This is a genomic window from Bacillus sanguinis, assembly GCF_018332475.1.
In the GTDB taxonomy this organism is placed as follows: Bacteria; Bacillota; Bacilli; order Bacillales; family Bacillaceae_G; genus Bacillus_A; species Bacillus_A sanguinis.
In genome coordinates, this window is sequence record NZ_BOQB01000189.1 from 1 (window position 1) to 19011 (window position 19011).

Sequence of the window (19011 nt, forward strand, 5' to 3'; positions counted from 1 at the left end):
AATAAGAAAATTCCACAAGCTGAATACGAGGCTTATGTGAAATTAGAAGCGAAAGCAGAAAGTGTGTGGGAAGAAGCTCGCGAAAAATCTGATTTCGAAATGTTTCGTCCGTATTTAGACAAAATTGTTGAATTCAAAAAGTAATTCATTACATCTTGGGGTTACGAAACATATAAATATAATACATTATTAGACATGTATGAGCCTGGTATTACAGTAGAAGTGTTAGATCATGTATTTGGTCAGCTTCGTGAGCGTATCGTTCCGCTCGTAAAAGAAATATCTGAGTCGCAAAAGAGATTAAAGACAAGTGCCTTATCAGAACATTTTTCAAAAGAAAAACAAAAGAACTTTACATTAGAGCTATTAAAGCAATTGAATTATGACTTTGAAGCAGGTCGTCTTGATGAAACGGTACATCCATTCGAGATTACATTAAATAGAGGGGATGTTCGTATTACGACACGTTATGACGAAAAAGATTTCCGTATGGCTGTGTTTGGAACAATTCATGAATGTGGCCATGCTGTATATGAACAAAATATTGCTGAGAAATTTGAAGGTACACCACTATGTAGTGGAACATCTATGGGTATCCATGAGTCACAATCATTATTCTTTGAGAACTTTATCGGTCGTAATAAATCATTTTGGAAGAAAAATTATGATTTATTAAAAGAGTATAGCGATGGTCAATTCAATGATATATCAGTAGATGAGTTTTATGATGCGATTAACGAATCAAAACCATCATTCATTCGTATAGAAGCAGATGAGCTTACATATCCGCTTCATGTCATGGTTCGTTATGAACTTGAGAAAGAATTATTTGATGGCACATTACAAGTGAAGGATTTACCAGCGGCTTGGAATGATAAGATGGAAGCGTATTTAGGAATTCGTCCGGAAAGTGATGCGCAAGGTGTATTGCAAGATGTTCATTGGGCTGGCGGTTCATTTGGATACTTCCCATCTTATGCGCTTGGTTATATGTATGCAGCACAATTTAAGCAAAGAATGTTAAAAGACATCCCGAACTTTGATGCATTATTAGAAGAAGGAAACGTAACGCCAATTCGTGAATGGTTAACAGAAAATATTCACCAATACGGTAAAACGAAAAAGCCGCTTGAAATTTTAGAAGATGTGACAGGTGAAGGATTAAATGCAAACTATTTAGCAGATTATTTAGAAGCGAAGTATAAAGAAATTTATGAGTTATAAAAAAGAGCTGCTTACTTGCAGCTCTTTTTTAAAAGGAGGATAGAAGAATGTTTTATACATATACAGTAATGACGCAAGAAGATGCGGAAGAGATTGCATATAACTGGCATTATGAAGGGGAATACTCCTTTTACGATATAGAGGCAGATGAAGAAGATTTAGCTGAGTTTTTACATGATGAGAGTAGAGGGGATCATACATTTTCTGTGAAGGAAAAGGGCACCCTCATTGGTTTTTTTACTGTTTGTAAAATAAATGATGGCACGGTTGATATAGGTCTTGGAATGAAACCTGATATAACTGGAAATGGATTTGGTTTACAGTTCGTAAACGCTGGATTAGCTTTTAGTAAAGAAAAATACGGATGTAATTATATAACGTTATCAGTAGCTACATTTAATGAGAGAGCGATTAAAGTGTATAAAAGAGCGGGATTCGAAGGTGTTGGAACGTTTATACAGAAGACGAATGGGAGTTGTTTTGAGTTTTTAAAAATGAATTATATATGTGGAAAATAACAACAAACAGAAGAGGGCTCTTCTGTTTGTTGCAACTTCATTAACTTTCAGTTGATAGCATGTGTACAGCTATTTCATGCATGTCTTTCAAACCTGACACTTGAGCGTATTCAGCAACAGTGATACTACTCGTTGTTAGAAGTTCGATAATATGTTCATCCATTCTTGACCAAGTTTTACCACCAGCGTTGTCATAAGCGTTAATTAACTTCGTTAGTCCATCCTTCCCAAAGAGTAGATAATGCGATGTGAAATCTATAGATACATCACCTATCCCTACTTCTGTCCAATCGATTAAGCCAGTTACATTATTTTTATTATCAATCAGGATATGACCTGGATGTATGTCCCCGTGCTTTACTCCTACATGAGATGGCCAAAAAGAGTCTTCAGCTAGCCATGCTTGCCAACGATCCCATAAGTTTTGATTGATGTGGTATTGTTCCTTCACTCGATTCATCCTTTGTTTCATAGAAGTTCTTAATTCATTAGCAGTAAGAATTTCAAAACCTGTATTATTAAATTTTTGTTGAGGTAATGAGTGTAGATTCGCTAGAACTTTGCCTAATGAAATATAGTATGCAGTTGGTACATTTTTTTCGTTAAAGTTCCATACATAACCTTGTTGTTCTATATCAATAGTAGCGGCAGGAAAGCCGCTTAGTTGTTTATAAGCAATTAGTTCCTCAGAAAATATAGACCAATCAGGAATTTGGAATTCTGCATGTTTTTTCATGATTTCTAATGCTTCTTTTTCACGTAGAGCATGTCTCATAGATTCAGGTCTACGAGGAATTCTTAATATCCATTTATCCCCGTTTTGTTCCTTAACGTGTGCTACTTGAAAGTCAACGCCAGATTCATTGATTTCTATTGAATCATCTAAGATATTTAGGCCTTCCTTATTTGCTAATTGTTTAATTTTAAGTGTATTCATTTTTATTTCCTCCAAATGTTTATTTTGATTTCAATGTTTTCTGTTACTTTTTGTCTCTAACTATATCAATATGATTAAAGTAGCGAGATATAAGAAAATGTAATCATAAAAAAACCACAGACGGGCTTCTGTCTGTGGTTAAGAGTAAACGAGGATATAATGAATAAACGTCTCTCTTTGTATGGAAAAATATACAAAAAAAGACAGATGTATATCTGCCTTTCTTCATGTGGAAAGTGTACTCTTCCGTTGAAGATTATTAAAAATGTGCAGACTAATCCCGTTTACTCTGCTTTATGAAAACAGAGCCTTTGAACATATTAAATTACTTATTGTTCAAAGTTTGCTGACGTAGTCTTCCTGCATGCATCATCTTTAACAATCCTCCTTTTAATAGTATAGTAACAATATACTTTGTTTATAGATAAACATCAATAAAAAATACTAGATGTAATACCTAAAAAACGAATGAAATAAAAATTTACATTCAGAAATTAGGGAAATGATATTTGCTTTTATAATTGGAAGTTTTAGATTAGTATTAGTAGCAAATAGTAGGCTTAGCAAGGAAGGTAGAGGTAATTATGGTTACAATTAAAACGAAAAATGAAATAGATTTGATGCATGAATCTGGGAAATTACTTGCTTCATGTCATAGGGAAATTGCGAAAATGATGAAACCAGGTATTACGACAAAAGAAATTGATATGTTTGTTGAAGCATATTTAGAAAAGCATGGTGCAATATCTCAGCAGAAAGGTTATAACGGGTATCCATATGCGATATGTGCATCCGTAAACGATGAAATGTGTCATGGGTTTCCGGCCGATGTTCCTTTAACTGAGGGCGATATTGTAACAATTGATATGGTAGTAAACTTAAATGGTGGTCTTTCAGATTCTGCTTGGACGTATAGAGTTGGAAAAATTTCTGATGAAGCAGAAAGATTATTATTAGTAGCTGAGAATGCTTTGTATAAAGGGATTGACCAGGCAGTAATCGGTAATCATGTAGGGGACATTGGCTATGCAATTGAAAGCTATGTAGCAAATGAAGGTTTTTCTGTTGCAAGGGACTTTACAGGACACGGGATCGGTAAAGAGATTCATGAAGAACCAGCAATTTTTCATTTTGGTAAGCAAGGACAAGGGCCTGAGCTACAAGAAGGAATGGTAATTACAATTGAGCCCATTGTCAATTCAGGTATGCGATATTCGAAAGTAGATTTAAATGGATGGGCTGCAAGAACGATGGACGGTAAATTATCAGCGCAATATGAGCATACAATTGCGATTACAAAAGATGGGCCAATCGTTTTAACGACGCTTTGAAATAATATGTAAGAGTTTACAAAACTCGAACGAAAACAGTGTTTTTATGAAATTTGTACGTGTTTTTTTAATAAGTGCTTTCCAAAATGTAAAAAGTGCGTTATAATCCTTCTATAAAATAAATAGTTAGCTACACTCATATAATCGCGGGGATATGGCCTGCAAGTTTCTACCGAAGTACCGTAAATACTTTGACTATGAGTGAGGACGAATATATTGCTTGTTTAGCATTCTTTTTTGCGAAACTCCAAAAGCGCGTCTCTCACTTGTAACGAGTGGTGGCGGCTTTTGGAGTTTTTTATTGCATAAGAGGGGGAACAAACATGAAAGTATTACAAGAAAAGATTTTGAACGAAGGAAAGGTTTTATCTGGTGACGTATTAAAGGTAGATGCATTTTTAAATCATCAAATTGACCCAGTACTTATGCAAGAGATCGGAAAAGAATTTGCTAAACGTTTTAAAGAAGAGAACATTACAAAAATCGTGACGATTGAATCTTCAGGCATTGCACCAGCAGTTATGGCTGCATTAGAGCTTGGTGTAAAAGTAATCTTTGCAAGAAAACGTAAATCGTTAACGTTACAAGATAATATGTACGTTGCAAACGTATACTCATTTACGAAACAAGAAACGAATGAAATTTCACTATCTCGAAATCATATCGATGAAAATGATCGTGTTTTAATTATCGATGACTTTTTAGCAAACGGTCAGGCTGCTTTAGGTTTAATGAGTTTAGTAGAGCAAGCTGGAGCGAGTATTGCAGGTATTGGGATTGTTATTGAAAAAGCATTTCAAGATGGAGGAAAGAAGCTTCGTGAACAAGGAGTTCGTGTTGAGTCACTAGCAGAAATTGCATCACTTGGTAATGGCACAGTTACATTTGTACAGCATGAAACTGCGGAGGTGAAATAAGCAATGAAGCAACATCCATTTAAAATTGCATCGCTTGGTATGCAGCATATGCTTGCTATGTATGCTGGCGCAATTATCGTTCCGCTTATTGTGGGCGGCGGACTTGGTTTAAATCAAAAAGAGTTAACATACTTAGTCTCAATTGATTTATTAATGTGCGGCGTTGCGACAATTTTACAAGCATTATCAAATCGCTTTTTCGGTATTGGACTCCCAGTTGTACTTGGTTGTACATTTACAGCGGTTGGGCCGATGATTGCAATCGGAAAACAATACGGTGTGTCTTCTATTTATGGAGCAATTATTGCTGCCGGGTTATTCGTTGTTATTTTTGCGAAATTATTTGGAAAGCTTGTAAAACTGTTTCCACCAGTTGTAACAGGATCTGTCGTTACCGTAATTGGAGTTACACTTGTTCCAGCGGCAATTAATGATATGGCTGGAGGAGTAGGAAGTAAGGATTTTGGTAGTCTTGAAAATTTAGCATTAGCATTTGGTGTGTTACTATTTATCATCATTATGTATCGTTTCTTTGACGGATTTATCCGTTCAATCTCTATTTTACTAGGTCTTTTATTTGGTACAATCGTTGCAGCATTTATGGGGAAAGTAAGCTTGCAAGCAGTTGGAGAAGCTGATTGGTTCCATGGTATTCAGCCATTTTACTTCGGTACACCAACATTTGAATTGACGCCAATTATTACGATGATCTTAGTTGCTTGCGTAGGAATTGTAGAAGCAACAGGTGTTTACTTTGCACTATCGGATATTTGCAATAAAAAGATCGGTGAAAAAGAATTAACAAAAGGGTATCGCGCAGAAGGATTAGCGATGGTGTTAGGCGGTATTTTCAACGCGTTCCCATATACAACATACTCTCAAAACGTAGGGCTTGTTCAATTAACTGGAGTAAGAAATCGCGTTATTATTTATACTTGTGGTGGTATGTTAATCGTACTTGGGTTCATTCCAAAAATCGCAGCGATTACAACAATCATTCCGAAATCAGTACTTGGCGGTGCAATGTTAGCAATGTTCGGTATGGTAATGGCATATGGTATTAAAATGTTAAGTAGCGTTGATTTTGGTAAACAAGAAAACTTATTAATCGTTGCATGCTCTGTCGGAATCGGACTTGGAGTTACAGTCGTTCCTACTTTATTCTCACAACTTCCTGAAAATATTCGTATTTTAACAGATAACGGAATTGTACTTGGAAGTGCGTCAGCAGTACTTTTAAATATCGTATTTAATATGGTGCCGCAACGTAAAGTGAAAGTAAAAGAAGAGCCAGTTGCTATGCAAAGTGCGGTAAGAGAAGCGTAAAAAAAAGCAAGGTCTCGTTATGAGACCTTGCTTTTCTTTTTAAGTGGCATCATTTTCCCGTACGTACCAAGACGCCAAATGTACTCAAGTGGGCCGTATTGATAACGTGACAGCCACCAGCGGCTAATAAAGATTTGTAACGTGTAGAAACTGATGCAGAATAGTGGTCCTACCCATAATGGAGCAAGATAATCATTTTTGAACAATAGTCCGAATACAAGTAACGTAACAATTGTATGTGAGATGTAATTTGTTAACGCCATTCGGCCGACGTATTGGAATGGACGTAATAATGTTTGCCATTTCTCTTTTTGTAATAAACGCATGAGCGTGAAAATGTAGAATATGAATAATGTTTTGCCGCTAAACATTGCAAGTCCTTGCATATAAAGTGGTTCATATGACGATGTAGATAAGAAATAACGAACCATAAAGAACCAAAACGGTAATGTTAAAACGAACATAATGATTTGCCATTTTTTTAGCTTTGTATCTAACTCTTTCGCGCGACGGAAAATGTCTTTTTTACCAGCATATAAACCGAGTAAAAATAATCCGAGTGTTTCTGGGAGCATTGAAATATTTAGTCCTACTCCTTTAGCATAAAATTCATGGAAACGATTTTGTATTTGTGACAGCCAGTCTTCAAGTGGCATGATTGGTAAGGATAGCCCAAGTTCATTCTTTGGCATGAAGGCAATACCAATACTAGCAATTAGCATAAGAAACTGAAAAATACTTAATAAAACGATTGCCCATATTAAAATGGTACGAGGTTCTCTCTTATAAAATAAAAATAAGAAAAATCCAGCGATTGCATAAGTATGTAAAATGTCTCCGTCCCATAAAAGAACGTAATGTAAGAACCCAAATAATAATAAAATAAGTAAGCGACGAACAAATAAAGTTTTTGGTCGATCTGTTTTCGCTTCAGCACGAGTCATAAAAATGTAAAAGCCTAAGCCAAATAAAAAAGAAAAGATAGTATAAAACTTCGTTTGAATAAACATATCGTAAAATAGACGGATATAGCTATCTAGCCCCTCATAAACTCCTGAAAGATCACGTGAGTCAATCCCAGCGATAACAGGCCAGTTCACAAGAAAAATACCTAGTACAGCTATTCCTCTAATAATATCGATGGAGTGTATCCTCTCGCCTTGTGAAATATTTTGTGTCATTATTTTCCTCCTTGTTAAGTAATTCCCTTTTATTATACAAAATGTAAGATGGAGGGTATAGGGTATATTTCCATTTTTTTTAACTATTAAGTTATGTAAGATGAGATATAATAAGAGTGCACAACAAGTTTTAACCTTCTTCAAAACAGGCAGTGAAGCTCCTTCTTATAAGGGGCTTTCTTTATGAAAAGTGTTGATAATGATTCTCTTTAATGATAAAATGTATTCAAAAGTGATAATCATTATCAAAAAAGGTTGGTGCATGAGCATGGTATATGCATTAGTAGCAGGTACGATCGCTGTATATGCAGTTATTGCAAAGTATGTTTTAAATGGAGTAGGAACAGCAAAATGAGTGATATGACATAAAATCCCTTTCATTTGTAAAAAGAATGAAAGGGATTTTTTATTTTTAATGAGAATATGCTGAAAATTTAGTATGATAGTAAAGTGAAACTGTAATCAATGGATAGGTGTAACTCTCACTGATTACGAGCTCGCAAATCGCGGGAGAAAGTATATACATCTTGGATAAAGGGGAACAAGGGGATGACAAACATAGTACAGACAAACGGTATGAAAAAACTTGTTTGTTTTTATGAAGAGTGGCAAAAACACGGCGATGCAGAGAATAGCTTAAAGTTGTTTGAAGTGATTCAAAAATATAAACAAGAGCAGCTTATGATAGCATTCTGCGGTCACTTCTCAGCAGGGAAATCAACGATGATGAATCATCTATATAAAGCGCAGTTGTTACCAACAAGTCCAATTCCGACAAGCGCTAACGTCGTTAAAATTGAAAAGGGATTTGATCGTGTTGTTGTAACGATTAAATCTGGAGAGCAGTACGAATATGACGGTGCATATTCAGCAGAAGAATTAAAGCAAATTTGTAAAGATGGCGATGAGGTAATTGGTGTTCATATTTATCGGAATGATGCGCCAATCCCTGAGGGTGTTATGTTAGTTGATACACCAGGGATTGATTCAACAGATGATGCTCATCAACTAGCGACGGAATCAACGCTGCATCTAGCAGACGTAATTTTTTATATGATGGATTATAATCACGTCCAATCGGAAGTGAATTTGCAATTTGTTAAAGAATTGAAACAACGTAATAAAACGGTTTATCTCGTTGTAAACCAAATAGATAAACATAAAGAAAATGAATTATCGTTTGAGGAGTATAAAGATAGTGTAAAACAATCGTTCGCTAACTGGGATATTGAAGTAGATGGAGTTTATTATACTTCATTACGAATGATGAACCATCCACATAATGAAATTGGAAGCTTAGAAACATTAATTACATCTATTATGAAAGAAAAAGAGCAGTATGTAAGAGATGGAATGGAGCGCGAAACAGAATATTTAATGGGGGAACATTTCTCGTTTATTCTTTCTGAAAATGAAAAAGCCCTGTTGAAATATGAGGAAGAGTTAACATCACCGCTTTCGATTTCAGAAATAGTTGAAAAGAAAGAAGAGTTAACGGAAACGAAACGTCACGAGGCTAGTAAAGAATCTCATGTGAGAAACGAATTTATAAAAGGCTTACAAGCCATATTAGATAACGCGTATTTAATGCCATTTGAAATGAGAGAAATGGCAAATGCGTATTTAGAAACGAAATTAACAAAATTCAAGGTCGGTTTGCTATTTGCGAAAGGAAAGACGGAGCAAGAAAGACAGAGACGTTTAGATGCTTTTTATTCTGCTTTGCAAAAGACTGTTGAAACGCAACTTGATTTTCATGTGAAAGAATTTATTGTTGTCTTCTTAAAAGAAGAAGGATTGTTCACAGAGGAAATTGGAAAAGACATATATGCTTTAGAAATTGCTTTTGGACCAGAAATGTTAGCTGAAGTCATTAAACAAGGTGCAGGTTTCACAGGTGATTACTTACTTCTTTATACAGCGGATGTAGCGAATGAACTGAAGAAACGTTATTTTACAAAAGCACAGCAAATTTTTGATAAAAGTGCAGTCGTTTTAAAGCAAAAGGTGAAGGAAGCAGTTGCTCGCATTGAAGAAGAGATTGAAAAGTATACGATGTTGCAAACGGCAAAAGAAACGAAATTGCAATACAGTAACAATTTGGAGACATATGAAAGTTATTTACAAAATATTTGGCACGAGCGTGTTGCTACACCTGAAGGGTTGCAAATAGAGGAGATATTGCAAAATAAAACACAAATTGTTAGTGAGAAATTCACACTACAAGAGCAGGAAAGCGTAAACGATAACATAATGGCTCGTGAGGAAGAGATAAAAGGAACGGCAGCTTTAAATATTCAGCGTATATTAGAGAAAGTGAAGAAAGCTGAAACGATATTAGAGCCATTGCCAGCGCTGAAACATGTACAGCAAGAGGTAATAGAAAAAAGGCGTCGAGTGGAAACGAAACAATTTACAGTAGCGTTATTCGGAGCGTTTAGTGCTGGAAAATCATCATTTGCCAATGCATTGCTTGGTGAGAAGGTACTTCCGGTATCACCAAATCCGACGACAGCAACGATTAATCAAATTTTGCCGGTTACAGAGGAAAAACCACACGGAACAGTCATGGTTCAATTTAAATCAAAGCAAGCTTTATTAGAAGATATGAAAGCTGTTTATAAGCTGTTTCATTATGAGATTACTACGTTAGATGAAGCGTTAGCACAAATTGATAAAGTTATGAAATATCCTTCGCCAACCGGGAAGCAAAAAACAACATTTAGCTTTTTACGAGCAGTACAAAAAGGGTATGACACGGTTTCTGCTTATTTAGGGGAGCAAGTACAAGTTACATTAGAAGAGTTTTCTGATTATGTAGCGAATGAAGAAAAATCATGTTTTGTTGAGTACATGGAGCTTTATTATGATTGCGCATTAACAAGGCAAGGGGTAGCGCTAGTAGACACACCTGGAGCGGATTCTATTAACGCCCGCCATACGGACGTTGCGTTCCAGTATATTAAAAATGCAGATGCTATTTTATTTGTAACGTATTATAATCATGTGTTTTCTCGTGCTGATCGTGAATTCTTAATCCAGCTTGGTCGTGTAAAGGATACTTTTGCTCTAGATAAAATGTTCTTCCTAATTAATGCGGCCGATTTAGCAGAGTCTGAAGAAGAACTTGAAATGGTAAAAGGTTATATCGCAGATCAGCTACTGCAATACGGTATTAGAAATCCGCGTTTATTTGCAATTTCAAGTTTATGTGCGCTTGAAGAGAAGCAAGGAAAGAATGTTGAAAAAGAGAAGTACGGTATTTTACAAAACTCTGGGATTGCTAAGTTCGAGGAATCATTTACATCCTTTATGATGAGAGATTTAATGCTCGTATCTGTTCATGCTTTATATGGTGCGTTGCAAGGGGCGGATCAGCTTTTAGTAAATATGATAAATGGTGCAAAGCAGGGGAATGAGGAGAAAGAGAAGCAAACGAAAAAATATGAAGCAGAGCGTGATCAACTACTTCATATTATTTCATCATATAGTGTGCTTGCTGAAGAACAGGCGATGCAAAATGAAGTGAAAGAATTGCTTTATTACGTGCAACAGCGTCTATTCCTACGCTATAACGATGTGTTTACTGAATTTATTAATCCAGCATCGCTTCGAACGGATGGAAATGTGAAAGTGCAGTTGCAACAGTGCGTTATGGAATTAGTAGCATTTATACAGCATGATTTATTACAAGAAATGCGTGCGACATCATTACGCCTTGAAAAATGGATAGATGAAGCGATGAAGCGTGCAAAGGGTGAAATTGTGGTGAACTGTAAAGTAGAAAATGAATCAATTTCTATGGGTGGAACAGTGGATTATGAATATAAAGATATTGCACATAAAGAACCGTTCCCTTCAATTGAAATAAAAGATTTCAAAAAAGCATTGGCGCATTTTAAAAATGAAAAAAGCTTTTTTGAAAAAAATGATAAAGCTTTCATGCAAGAAGAGGCTAAAGTTGTATTAGAACCTTTCGTATCAAACTATGTAGCCGATGAAAAAGATTTATTTGTTCATCATTATAAGCAAGAGTGGGATTTGAAATGGAATTTATTCCAAAAAGTAATGCAGCAAGATGTGATGAACTATTATGAAAGTATATTATTTGCATTGGCTGAAACGATTGATGTATCACTATATGAACAAAGTAAAGAACAATTGCAAAAGCAGTTAGTAGAGATTGAAAAAGAAATTTATGTGATATAGTCGTTATGAGAAAAAAATCCGCTCAATTTTCTTCTGCAGTACTGTATCTAAAGATTTGACAAACCCAGCAAATTCATCGGTAGAAATCATATGAGTAAGAACAAGGCGTCTGCCGTCTGGTGTTTCACCGCATAAGACGAATGAAGAAAATTCATATGTTTTGTTTTCTACTACTAATTTTGGATAGGAATACGTGTCGCTTTTCTTCTTCTTTCCATCAATAGAGATGACGTTGCATTTTTTCTCATTGTTGTCCATGGTGAATCCCTCCTTTCTATTACTTATGGTAGACAAGGAGGGTTTAGAACAATAGAGAAAGGGGAATTTTTTATGGGGGTAGTAATAGAGTATATTTCGAAAGAAGAAGCTATACCGAAACCTTTATTATTGCTTGCTGATCCAAGCGAGAGGCAAATTGATGCATATATACAAAGAGGGTTAACATATGTAGCTAAGCAAGAGGAGAGAGTTATCGGTGTATATGTTCTTTTGGAAACAAGGCCGAAAACGATGGAAATTATGAATATTGCGGTTGTAGAGCATTTGCAAGGAAAAGGGATTGGAAAGAAGCTAGTAAGTCATGCCATAGAAACTGCTAAAGAATATGGTATGTCAAAACTTGAAGTTGGTACAGGCAATTCTAGTGTTTCACAACTTGCTTTATATCAAAAATGTGGATTTCGTATTTTTTCTATTGATTTTGATTACTTTTCAAAGCATTATGAAGAAGAGATTATTGAAAATGGGATTGTATGCCGCGATATGATTCGGCTTACGATGGAATTGAATCAGAACGTATAACTTATTTAGGGGGAAGAGAAGATGGAAGTACATAAAGCAATTACAGCACATTCTCGTAAACAAAATGAAAGTGTAAAAGCATGTTTACAATTAGATGCGCAGCGTGAAGCAGCTATTGAAGCAGCCGTATCTCTTGCGTCAAATGGGAAAGAATTTTCGGTTGATGTCATTAATGTTGTAACAAAGCAAATTAATGATCTTGCAAAAAATGGTGTTACCTTGCAACGTAAATATGTTACAGAAGAAATGGTTATGGAGTATGTAAGTCGTTTGCAAGAGAAAGAAGGTCGTTAAAGATGATAGTTACAGTCGAATGGTTACGTGAGCATATAGAAGATGAGAATGTCCGTATAATCGATTGTCGTTTTGATTTAGCGAATCCTAATTGGGGTAGAGAAAAGTATGAGGAAGGACATATTCTTCATGCGTTATATTTTGATTTGAATTTAGATTTATCAAGTCCAGTAACAGAACATGGTGGTCGTCATCCGTTGCCAAATATCGAGGAGTTTGCAGACAAGCTTTCGCGAGCTGGTATTGATGAACATACGACAGTAGTTGCATATGACAGTCAAGCGGGTGCAAATGCTTCTCGTTTATGGTGGTTATTAAACTATGTAGGACATGAGAAAGTATATATATTAGATGGCGGATTTCCAGCTTGGCAAGAGAAGGGACTACCGATAACAACGGAAACTCCTGTTGCTATACGAAAAACATTCAAAGGCAATATACAAGATCATATGCTTGTAACGATGGAAACGGTTAGAGAGAATATTCATGCAGGTGCAGATGTTACGTTAATTGATTCTAGAGAGCCAAAACGTTATGCTGGTGTAGAGGAACTTGTTGATCCAAAAGCAGGACATATTCCGACAGCTGTAAACCATTTTTGGAAGGATGGAATTCTACAATCAGGACAATTTAAGAATGAGGCTCAGCAACAAGAACGATTCCAAAATCTTTCGAAAGATAAGGAAACAATTGTATATTGTGGTTCTGGTGTTACAGCATGTCCAAATATCCTTGCATTAAAATTAGCTGGATTTCAAAATGTTAAATTGTATGCAGGTAGCTGGAGTGATTGGATTTCTTATCCAGAAAATCAAATTGTAAAAGAAGAAGATTAATCACTTGCATGCAAAAATAATTTGTATTAAAATAAGGTCACAAGCAAGAAATTGCTCGAAAAACTTTGTATTTTACACATTGGAAACAATGTGATAATATAACGACAAGTAAATAATACATCCTGCGGTGTACGTAACTTATTTATGTCTAAAACCGATGTTAGTTATACGGAAGCTCAATATTTAGCGACCATCATCAAGCCTTCCTTGTGGAGGAAGATGTACGGTAACTGTGAGGGCATCCACCTGCGAGTAGCGGGTTTTTGGACATTTACGAGGAGCGGCACGTGCGGGGGTCTTATTTCAACTAACATTATATAAAATTCCTACGGTGTACGTAGCTTATGCATGTCTTAAACCAATAAGTTTAATATGGAAGTTCAATATTTAAATGTAGCTAACATGCCATCTTTTTAAGAAGGAAGTTACAAACATTTGTGAGAGCATCCACCTGTGAGAGCAGGTTTATGGACATCTAGAGAGAACGGCATATGTGGGGCTAAATAAAAACCTTACGTTTTATACGTAAGGTTTTTTTGTTGTATATATATTCATGTTATCTCGATTCACCTGTGAAGTTTCCATAATAAATATAGCATTTTCTGTCTTCATCAATCTCTCTTGAATCTAAAGTAAACTCCATATGCATGCTGTCGCGCTGAATATATATAATATCTGAATGCAGATATGGCAAGATTTCTTCATAGTTCCATACATCTTTACTTTTAATCAAGTTTGAACTCGTATCCTTTAGCTCCCTAATTTCAAAACCGATGTGGAAGTAAGTAGGATCTGAAGGATCGTTAGAAAAAGTTTCTTGTTGAATATATATAACTGCTGTTCCGTCAGGATCTACTGAAGTTGCAGTGACAACATATGTATTTTTATCTTTTATAAAATATTCACAAGTCATGCGTGCGATGATTTCAGAATTAGAAATATTTGCATAGTTCCATAAAGCTGGATACCCTTTCGTTTCATCATTAAGTCGATATTCTAAGCGCATTTTATCCCTCTTCTTCCTTTTTCTTCTACTTTATCATGACATCCTATATAATAGGAATAGAATTTAAAAAGGGGAGTGCGAAGGTGACAAAAACGAAATGGCTAGTTGGTGGTGTCGTAACGTCTTTAATGACTGGCACCTTATTTGGTTGCGCGCAAGATCTTCCCCCAAAACCGAATGATAAGAGTTGTTCAGATTGGGATTGGGATGATGAGCTTGGGGTATGGCAGTGTGATGATAGTAGTTCAGGTTATCGTGGGCATTATTTCTATGGTGGGCGATACTATCAAAATAAATCCAATTTTAAAAATTCATCGGCGTTTAAATCGTATCAATCGTCTGCCGAATTTAAAGGGGGAATTGGAAGCGGTTCAAAGGGAGGATTTGGGGGCTAAAACATGTCGCAGTATGTAAGGAATCGAAAAGAGTTTTATTCGAAATATCCGAATTTCTGGTCGGATCTATATGAATGTGAGTATAGTTTGTTTCATGTTTTTTCTATAACAAATGAGACTAAGAAACAATTGCAATTAGCAACTGAACGAATGGGAAAAATATTTTTTAAGACTGCTAGACTGTTGCGTAATTTAAGCGACGAACAGCTTCTTAAACTTGGATTTCCTCCTGCGAGCTTATCATTCATTAGAATGAAAGGATTATATCCTGAATCTGTTATTTCACGATTTGATTTCGTTTTAACAGATGAAAACCAAATAAAAATGCTTGAGTTTAATAGTGATACACCCACCTTTATTATGGAATGCTTTCAAATGAATGGGGAAGTTTGTAAAAAGCTAGGTTATGATGATCCGAACTTAGGTCAAGAGCGATTGCTATCTTCTGGTGTTACAAAAGCTGTAATGGAAGCGATAAAGGGAATAGACAACCCAAATGTTGTTTTTACAGCACATCATGAACATATTGAGGATTGGAATACGACGATGTATTTGAGTCATTTATGCCATGTTGAAAATAAAGTAGTACCAATGTCAGAACTTAGAATTACAAAAGATGCATTAGTGGATAGAGATGGAGTAAAGATTGATGTTTTATATCGCCAAACATATCCAATAGAAGATTTAATTGAGGATCAAGATCCAGAAACTGGAGATTTGGTTGGTGTGGAGTTGTTGCAGCTCGTAAAAGCCGGAAAGCTTTTTATTATAAATCCTTTGTCAGCATTTTTACTTCAGCCGAAATCAATTCAGTGTTTGATTTGGGGGCTAGCAGAAGAAGATGCTTTTTATACAAATGAGGAACGAGAGTGGATTAAAGAATATATGTTACCTACATATTTAGAACCAGATTTATTTTTAGGAAAAGGTTCTTTCGTTCAAAAACCTTCATTTGGTAGAGAGGGAGATACAATTACCGTTCGCGATAAGGACAAAAATATTATGATTCAAAATGTACACCAAACGTATAAAGCGTCACTGCCGATATTTCAAAAGTATACAGAACTTCCAGTCGTATCTTTGGAAACAGAGAAAGGGATGGAGAAACTGTCGTATGTATTTGGTTCGTTTTTAATTGCGGGAAAAGCGAGTAGTATCGGTATTCGCGCTGGGGAAAAAATTACGGGTAATGAATCGTACTATTTACCGGTAGGTATAAAAAAGGAGGAAAGTACATGATTAATTTTTTATTATATTTAGCAGTCACACTTGGACTTTTATGCATTGGTCTATTCCTGATGGAAGTGACAACGAAAGTGAAAGAATTTAAGTTAATGGCCCAAGGAAATAAGGCGGTAAGCTATGTGCTTGGAGGGCGATTACTTGGGTTAGCGATTGTTTTATATTCAACAGCAGCTAATTCTATTTCACTTCTTGATATGGTTTCGTGGGGAGCAGTTGGGATTTTAGCTCAAATTATCGTCTTTTATTTAGCTGAGTGGCTTACACCGCGCTTTAATATAAACAAAAGTCTTGAAGAAGATAATCAAGCAGTGGGTCTTTTTCTTATGTTTTTATCGCTTTCCATTGGGATTGTAATTGCTGGATGTATCACTTATTAAGAACTTTACGTTTAAACGTAAAGTTTTTTATTATGTCTACGTTAGTTTGTTATACCTTTCGAAAAAATTGTATGCTACTGTTGACATCTATTTTAAATAAGAGTAACATTTTCTATGTAATAAAAATAAGTCTCTGTTAGGTGAGGCTCCTGTATAGAGAAATGCTACTGCCCAAAAATGTCGAGAGACGCCAATGGGTCAACAGGAATGATCGAATTAAGGTTTTTCTTAACGTAGCTGGTAATGTACCTATGCTATACAGTGCTAAAACTCGGCGAGGGAGAGGTCCGTAGATTTCTAATTGTATTAGGAATCGTTTATTTGTGTATGTCATGACCTTTACTCTTTTCGGAGTAAGGGTCTTTTTGTTACAAAGCTATGAGTAACATCATAGTATAACTATAAAATTAAATGAGGAGGTGAGGAGCATGTCAAATTCTGACTCGGTTCCGTTACCCATATACTTCAAATCAAAAATATATGATGTAGGCAGGAAACGACTTGTTCCTCCCTCTATATTTATCATTATGTAGCGTTTATTTTCATATTTAAGCGCTAGACACTTTTATGGTAAAGTGGATAAATTGAGAAACAAAGCGTTTCTTCCTATGTTGTACAGGAGGAGACGATAATATGTTATATGCAAACAAAACTGTGGGTAACGCGTCATATAAATTAAGTAAAAAATCAATGAAAGAACAAACAATGCTTCAAAAAAATAAAGATTTATTAATTGAAATCGCAACGAGAGATGTAAAATCTGTATTCGCTTATTTTAAAACAACAAGAGACGGGTTATCTATGAAAGAGGCACAAAAACGTATTCAAGTATACGGTCGAAATGAATTAACTTCAAAAAGAGCGCGTATTGCGGAAGTAATGATGAAGCTAAGTGGAATGATCCCAGGTCTTTCAAAGCAAAATGTGCGTAATGGATTACAATGTGAGAAAATTACTGTGTCTCGAGTAGAATGTTCTAGTGTAACAGGATTAAACGGTGAATTGAAAATGATGAATTTGCCAGTACAAGAACTTGTTCCTGGTGATATGATTTTTCTTTCAGAAGGTGATACAGTACCAGCAGATGTACGTATTATTTACGCGAATGATTTATTAGTAAATGAATCTGTGTTAACAGGAAAAGATGCAAGTATAGAGAAATTTGAAAGTTGCTATCATCTTGAGCGTAAACGATTTATTCCTCTAAAACGAATGAAAGACTATAATCCACTTGAACTTGAAAACGTATGTTTCAAAGGGACGTATATTGTTGGTGGAAATGCAAAAGCTGTAGTTGTTTCTACTGGGAAAAATACGTATTCTGGAATTCTTCATACTTGTTGCAGTAGAACGTCTTAATGTGTAAATGATGCTAAATATACAAAAACAATGTATAATAGACAAAGTTAAAAAACGTAGAATGGTAATCTATTTATATAACCTTACGTGATGACGTGAGGTTATTATTTTTTGTAGTAGGAGAGGAATTATGAAAAAAGTATTATTAGTTGATGGTATGGCACTATTATTTCGTGCTTTTTACGCAACAAGTGTCTACGGACAATTTATGAAACGACAAGATGGTACCCCTACAAACGGGATTCATGGTTATATGAAACATTTATTAACAGCTATGCAAGCAATTGAACCGACACACATCGTAACATGCTGGGATATGGGAAGTACGACATTTAGAACAGAATCGTTCTCAAATTATAAAGCGAATCGTGCAGCGCCGCCTGAAGAATTAATTCCGCAATTTGATTTAGTACAAGAAATGACTGCGAAATTGTCTATTCCGGTTATCGGTATGAAAGGGTATGAAGCGGATGATTGCATCGGTACGCTTGCAAAACAATACTGTAATGAAGCGGAAGTTTATATATTAACAGGTGATACGGATTTACTTCAGCTTGTTGATAAGAACGTTACAGTTATGCTCTTGCGCAAAGGAATTGGAAATTACGAATATTACACACCAGAGAAAATCATGGAAGAAAAAGGCGTAGAACCGTGGCAAATCGTGCATGCGAAAGCGTTCATGGGAGATACGAGCGATAATTACCCAGGTGTAAAAGGTATTGGAGAAAAGACAGCTTATAAGCTTATTCAAGAGCATGGAACAGTAGCAACCGTACTAGAAAATGTAGCTACATTAACGAAAGCGCAGCGTACAAAGATTGAAAGTGATTTAGAGAACTTAAATATTTCATTACAATTGGCACAAATTCACTGTGAAGTTCCAATCTCATGTTCACTAGAAGAAGGATTACACACAATGGATGAAGAAAAACTTAGATTTGTTTGTGAAGAAATGAATTGGGGAAGACCTGAAATATTAATCAATATGCTATAAATAGTTTTAAAAGAGAGATGTTGTATAAGTGAAACGTTGACTTATACAACATCTCTCT

17 protein-coding genes, 2 other RNA genes, 1 pseudogene and 2 riboswitches are annotated in these 19011 nt (G+C 35.5%); of the genes and pseudogenes, 16 read left to right on the forward strand and 4 right to left on the reverse strand.

The genetic code is table 11. The features are described from left to right. Together ypwA and KI369_RS19590 are read left to right on the forward strand one after the other, a co-directional pair. A pseudogene (gene ypwA / locus KI369_RS19585) lies at positions 1-1224 on the forward strand (carboxypeptidase); the annotation flags it as partial. Between the two features lie 47 nt (positions 1225-1271). Beyond that, complete coding sequence (locus tag KI369_RS19590; RefSeq protein WP_212957063.1) at positions 1272-1742, forward strand: GNAT family N-acetyltransferase; 471 nt, start codon at positions 1272-1274, stop codon at positions 1740-1742. A 40-nt stretch (positions 1743-1782) separates the two neighbouring features. Here KI369_RS19590 and mphL read toward each other — a convergent pair whose 3' ends face one another. Then, on the reverse strand, positions 1783-2679 hold the full coding sequence (mphL, locus tag KI369_RS19595; protein ID WP_212957064.1) for a macrolide 2'-phosphotransferase MphL: 897 nt from the start codon (positions 2677-2679) through the stop codon (positions 1783-1785). Between the two features lie 584 nt (positions 2680-3263). Here mphL and KI369_RS19600 point away from each other — a divergent pair. The 3 genes from KI369_RS19600 (at position 3264) to pbuX (ending at position 6253) form a co-directional block, all read left to right on the forward strand. After that, entirely contained in the window at positions 3264-4010 is a 747-nt protein-coding gene (locus tag KI369_RS19600; protein WP_088015748.1) for a type I methionyl aminopeptidase, read from the forward strand. A gap of 116 nt (positions 4011-4126) precedes the next feature. Next, a riboswitch (purine riboswitch) is annotated at positions 4127-4228 on the forward strand. Positions 4229-4333: 105 nt separating this feature from the next. Beyond that, positions 4334-4927, forward strand: coding sequence for a xanthine phosphoribosyltransferase (locus tag KI369_RS19605; RefSeq protein WP_088015747.1), 594 nt, complete (start codon positions 4334-4336; stop codon positions 4925-4927). Positions 4928-4930: 3 nt separating this feature from the next. Beyond that, entirely contained in the window at positions 4931-6253 is a 1323-nt protein-coding gene (pbuX, locus tag KI369_RS19610; protein ID WP_087958159.1) for a xanthine permease PbuX, read from the forward strand. Positions 6254-6270: 17 nt separating this feature from the next. Here pbuX and KI369_RS19615 read toward each other — a convergent pair whose 3' ends face one another. After that, the gene (locus tag KI369_RS19615; protein ID WP_212957065.1) at positions 6271-7434 is read right to left on the reverse strand and encodes a DUF418 domain-containing protein; all 1164 of its coding nucleotides are present in this window, start codon (positions 7432-7434) and stop codon (positions 6271-6273) included. 549 nt (positions 7435-7983) lie between these two features. On the opposite strand from KI369_RS19615, the gene KI369_RS19620 reads away from it, so the two are divergent. Continuing rightward, complete coding sequence (locus tag KI369_RS19620) at positions 7984-11643, forward strand: dynamin family protein (RefSeq protein WP_212957066.1); 3660 nt, start codon at positions 7984-7986, stop codon at positions 11641-11643. Between the two features lie 3 nt (positions 11644-11646). Here KI369_RS19620 and KI369_RS19625 read toward each other — a convergent pair whose 3' ends face one another. Further along, complete coding sequence (locus tag KI369_RS19625) at positions 11647-11901, reverse strand: DUF3931 domain-containing protein (protein ID WP_000369740.1); 255 nt, start codon at positions 11899-11901, stop codon at positions 11647-11649. A gap of 72 nt (positions 11902-11973) precedes the next feature. Between KI369_RS19625 and KI369_RS19630 the strand changes: the two genes are divergently transcribed. The 5 genes from KI369_RS19630 (at position 11974) to ssrS (KI369_RS19650) (ending at position 14078) form a co-directional block, all read left to right on the forward strand. After that, positions 11974-12444 (forward strand): GNAT family N-acetyltransferase, encoded by a 471-nt coding sequence (locus KI369_RS19630; protein WP_088015742.1) that lies wholly within the window; start codon positions 11974-11976, stop codon positions 12442-12444. A gap of 21 nt (positions 12445-12465) precedes the next feature. After that, positions 12466-12738, forward strand: a complete 273-nt coding sequence (locus KI369_RS19635; RefSeq protein WP_000451820.1) for a YpbS family protein — start codon at positions 12466-12468, stop codon at positions 12736-12738. 2 nt (positions 12739-12740) lie between these two features. Then, entirely contained in the window at positions 12741-13574 is an 834-nt protein-coding gene (locus tag KI369_RS19640; RefSeq protein ID WP_088015741.1) for a sulfurtransferase, read from the forward strand. A 116-nt stretch (positions 13575-13690) separates the two neighbouring features. Continuing rightward, positions 13691-13873: non-coding RNA, 6S RNA (ssrS, locus tag KI369_RS19645), on the forward strand. A gap of 21 nt (positions 13874-13894) precedes the next feature. After that, positions 13895-14078, forward strand: a non-coding RNA gene (gene ssrS, locus KI369_RS19650) — 6S RNA. Between the two features lie 52 nt (positions 14079-14130). On the opposite strand, the gene KI369_RS19655 is transcribed toward ssrS (KI369_RS19650), so the two are convergent. Next, complete coding sequence (locus tag KI369_RS19655; protein ID WP_212957067.1) at positions 14131-14580, reverse strand: hypothetical protein; 450 nt, start codon at positions 14578-14580, stop codon at positions 14131-14133. Between the two features lie 83 nt (positions 14581-14663). Between KI369_RS19655 and KI369_RS19660 the strand changes: the two genes are divergently transcribed. The 5 genes from KI369_RS19660 (at position 14664) to KI369_RS19680 (ending at position 18953) form a co-directional block, all read left to right on the forward strand. Beyond that, the gene (locus KI369_RS19660; RefSeq protein WP_048527104.1) at positions 14664-14975 is read left to right on the forward strand and encodes a hypothetical protein; all 312 of its coding nucleotides are present in this window, start codon (positions 14664-14666) and stop codon (positions 14973-14975) included. Positions 14976-14978: 3 nt separating this feature from the next. Then, entirely contained in the window at positions 14979-16214 is a 1236-nt protein-coding gene (locus tag KI369_RS19665; protein ID WP_212957068.1) for a glutathionylspermidine synthase family protein, read from the forward strand. Next, the gene (locus tag KI369_RS19670; protein WP_000606860.1) at positions 16211-16597 is read left to right on the forward strand and encodes a DUF350 domain-containing protein; all 387 of its coding nucleotides are present in this window, start codon (positions 16211-16213) and stop codon (positions 16595-16597) included. The genes KI369_RS19665 and KI369_RS19670 overlap by 4 nt, the downstream gene beginning before the upstream one ends. A gap of 125 nt (positions 16598-16722) precedes the next feature. Beyond that, positions 16723-16888, forward strand: a riboswitch (M-box (ykoK) riboswitch). A gap of 342 nt (positions 16889-17230) precedes the next feature. Next, positions 17231-17956, forward strand: coding sequence for a P-type ATPase actuator domain-containing protein (locus tag KI369_RS19675; protein ID WP_001989790.1), 726 nt, complete (start codon positions 17231-17233; stop codon positions 17954-17956). Positions 17957-18086: 130 nt separating this feature from the next. After that, a complete protein-coding gene (locus KI369_RS19680) occupies positions 18087-18953 on the forward strand; it encodes a 5'-3' exonuclease (RefSeq protein ID WP_088015738.1) in 867 nt (288 codons plus the stop codon). Positions 18954-19011: the final 58 nt, after the last annotated feature.

Bases quoted from the DNA above. Each gene is read 5' to 3' on its own strand.
- KI369_RS19670 (WP_000606860.1), top strand. From the start codon at position 16,211: ATGATTAATTTTTTATTATATTTAGCAGTCACACTTGGACTTTTATGC.
- KI369_RS19635 (WP_000451820.1), top strand. From the start codon at position 12,466: ATGGAAGTACATAAAGCAATTACAGCACATTCTCGTAAACAAAATGAA.
- KI369_RS19630 (WP_088015742.1), top strand. From the start codon at position 11,974: ATGGGGGTAGTAATAGAGTATATTTCGAAAGAAGAAGCTATACCGAAA.
- pbuX (WP_087958159.1), top strand. From the start codon at position 4,931: ATGAAGCAACATCCATTTAAAATTGCATCGCTTGGTATGCAGCATATG.
- KI369_RS19665 (WP_212957068.1), top strand. From the start codon at position 14,979: ATGTCGCAGTATGTAAGGAATCGAAAAGAGTTTTATTCGAAATATCCG.
- KI369_RS19590 (WP_212957063.1), top strand. From the start codon at position 1,272: ATGTTTTATACATATACAGTAATGACGCAAGAAGATGCGGAAGAGATT.
- KI369_RS19640 (WP_088015741.1), top strand. From the start codon at position 12,741: ATGATAGTTACAGTCGAATGGTTACGTGAGCATATAGAAGATGAGAAT.
- KI369_RS19655 (WP_212957067.1), bottom strand. From the start codon at position 14,580: ATGCGCTTAGAATATCGACTTAATGATGAAACGAAAGGGTATCCAGCT.
- KI369_RS19620 (WP_212957066.1), top strand. From the start codon at position 7,984: ATGACAAACATAGTACAGACAAACGGTATGAAAAAACTTGTTTGTTTT.
- KI369_RS19625 (WP_000369740.1), bottom strand. From the start codon at position 11,901: ATGGACAACAATGAGAAAAAATGCAACGTCATCTCTATTGATGGAAAG.
- KI369_RS19680 (WP_088015738.1), top strand. From the start codon at position 18,087: ATGAAAAAAGTATTATTAGTTGATGGTATGGCACTATTATTTCGTGCT.
- KI369_RS19605 (WP_088015747.1), top strand. From the start codon at position 4,334: ATGAAAGTATTACAAGAAAAGATTTTGAACGAAGGAAAGGTTTTATCT.
- KI369_RS19675 (WP_001989790.1), top strand. From the start codon at position 17,231: ATGTTATATGCAAACAAAACTGTGGGTAACGCGTCATATAAATTAAGT.
- mphL (WP_212957064.1), bottom strand. From the start codon at position 2,679: ATGAATACACTTAAAATTAAACAATTAGCAAATAAGGAAGGCCTAAAT.
- KI369_RS19600 (WP_088015748.1), top strand. From the start codon at position 3,264: ATGGTTACAATTAAAACGAAAAATGAAATAGATTTGATGCATGAATCT.
- KI369_RS19615 (WP_212957065.1), bottom strand. From the start codon at position 7,434: ATGACACAAAATATTTCACAAGGCGAGAGGATACACTCCATCGATATT.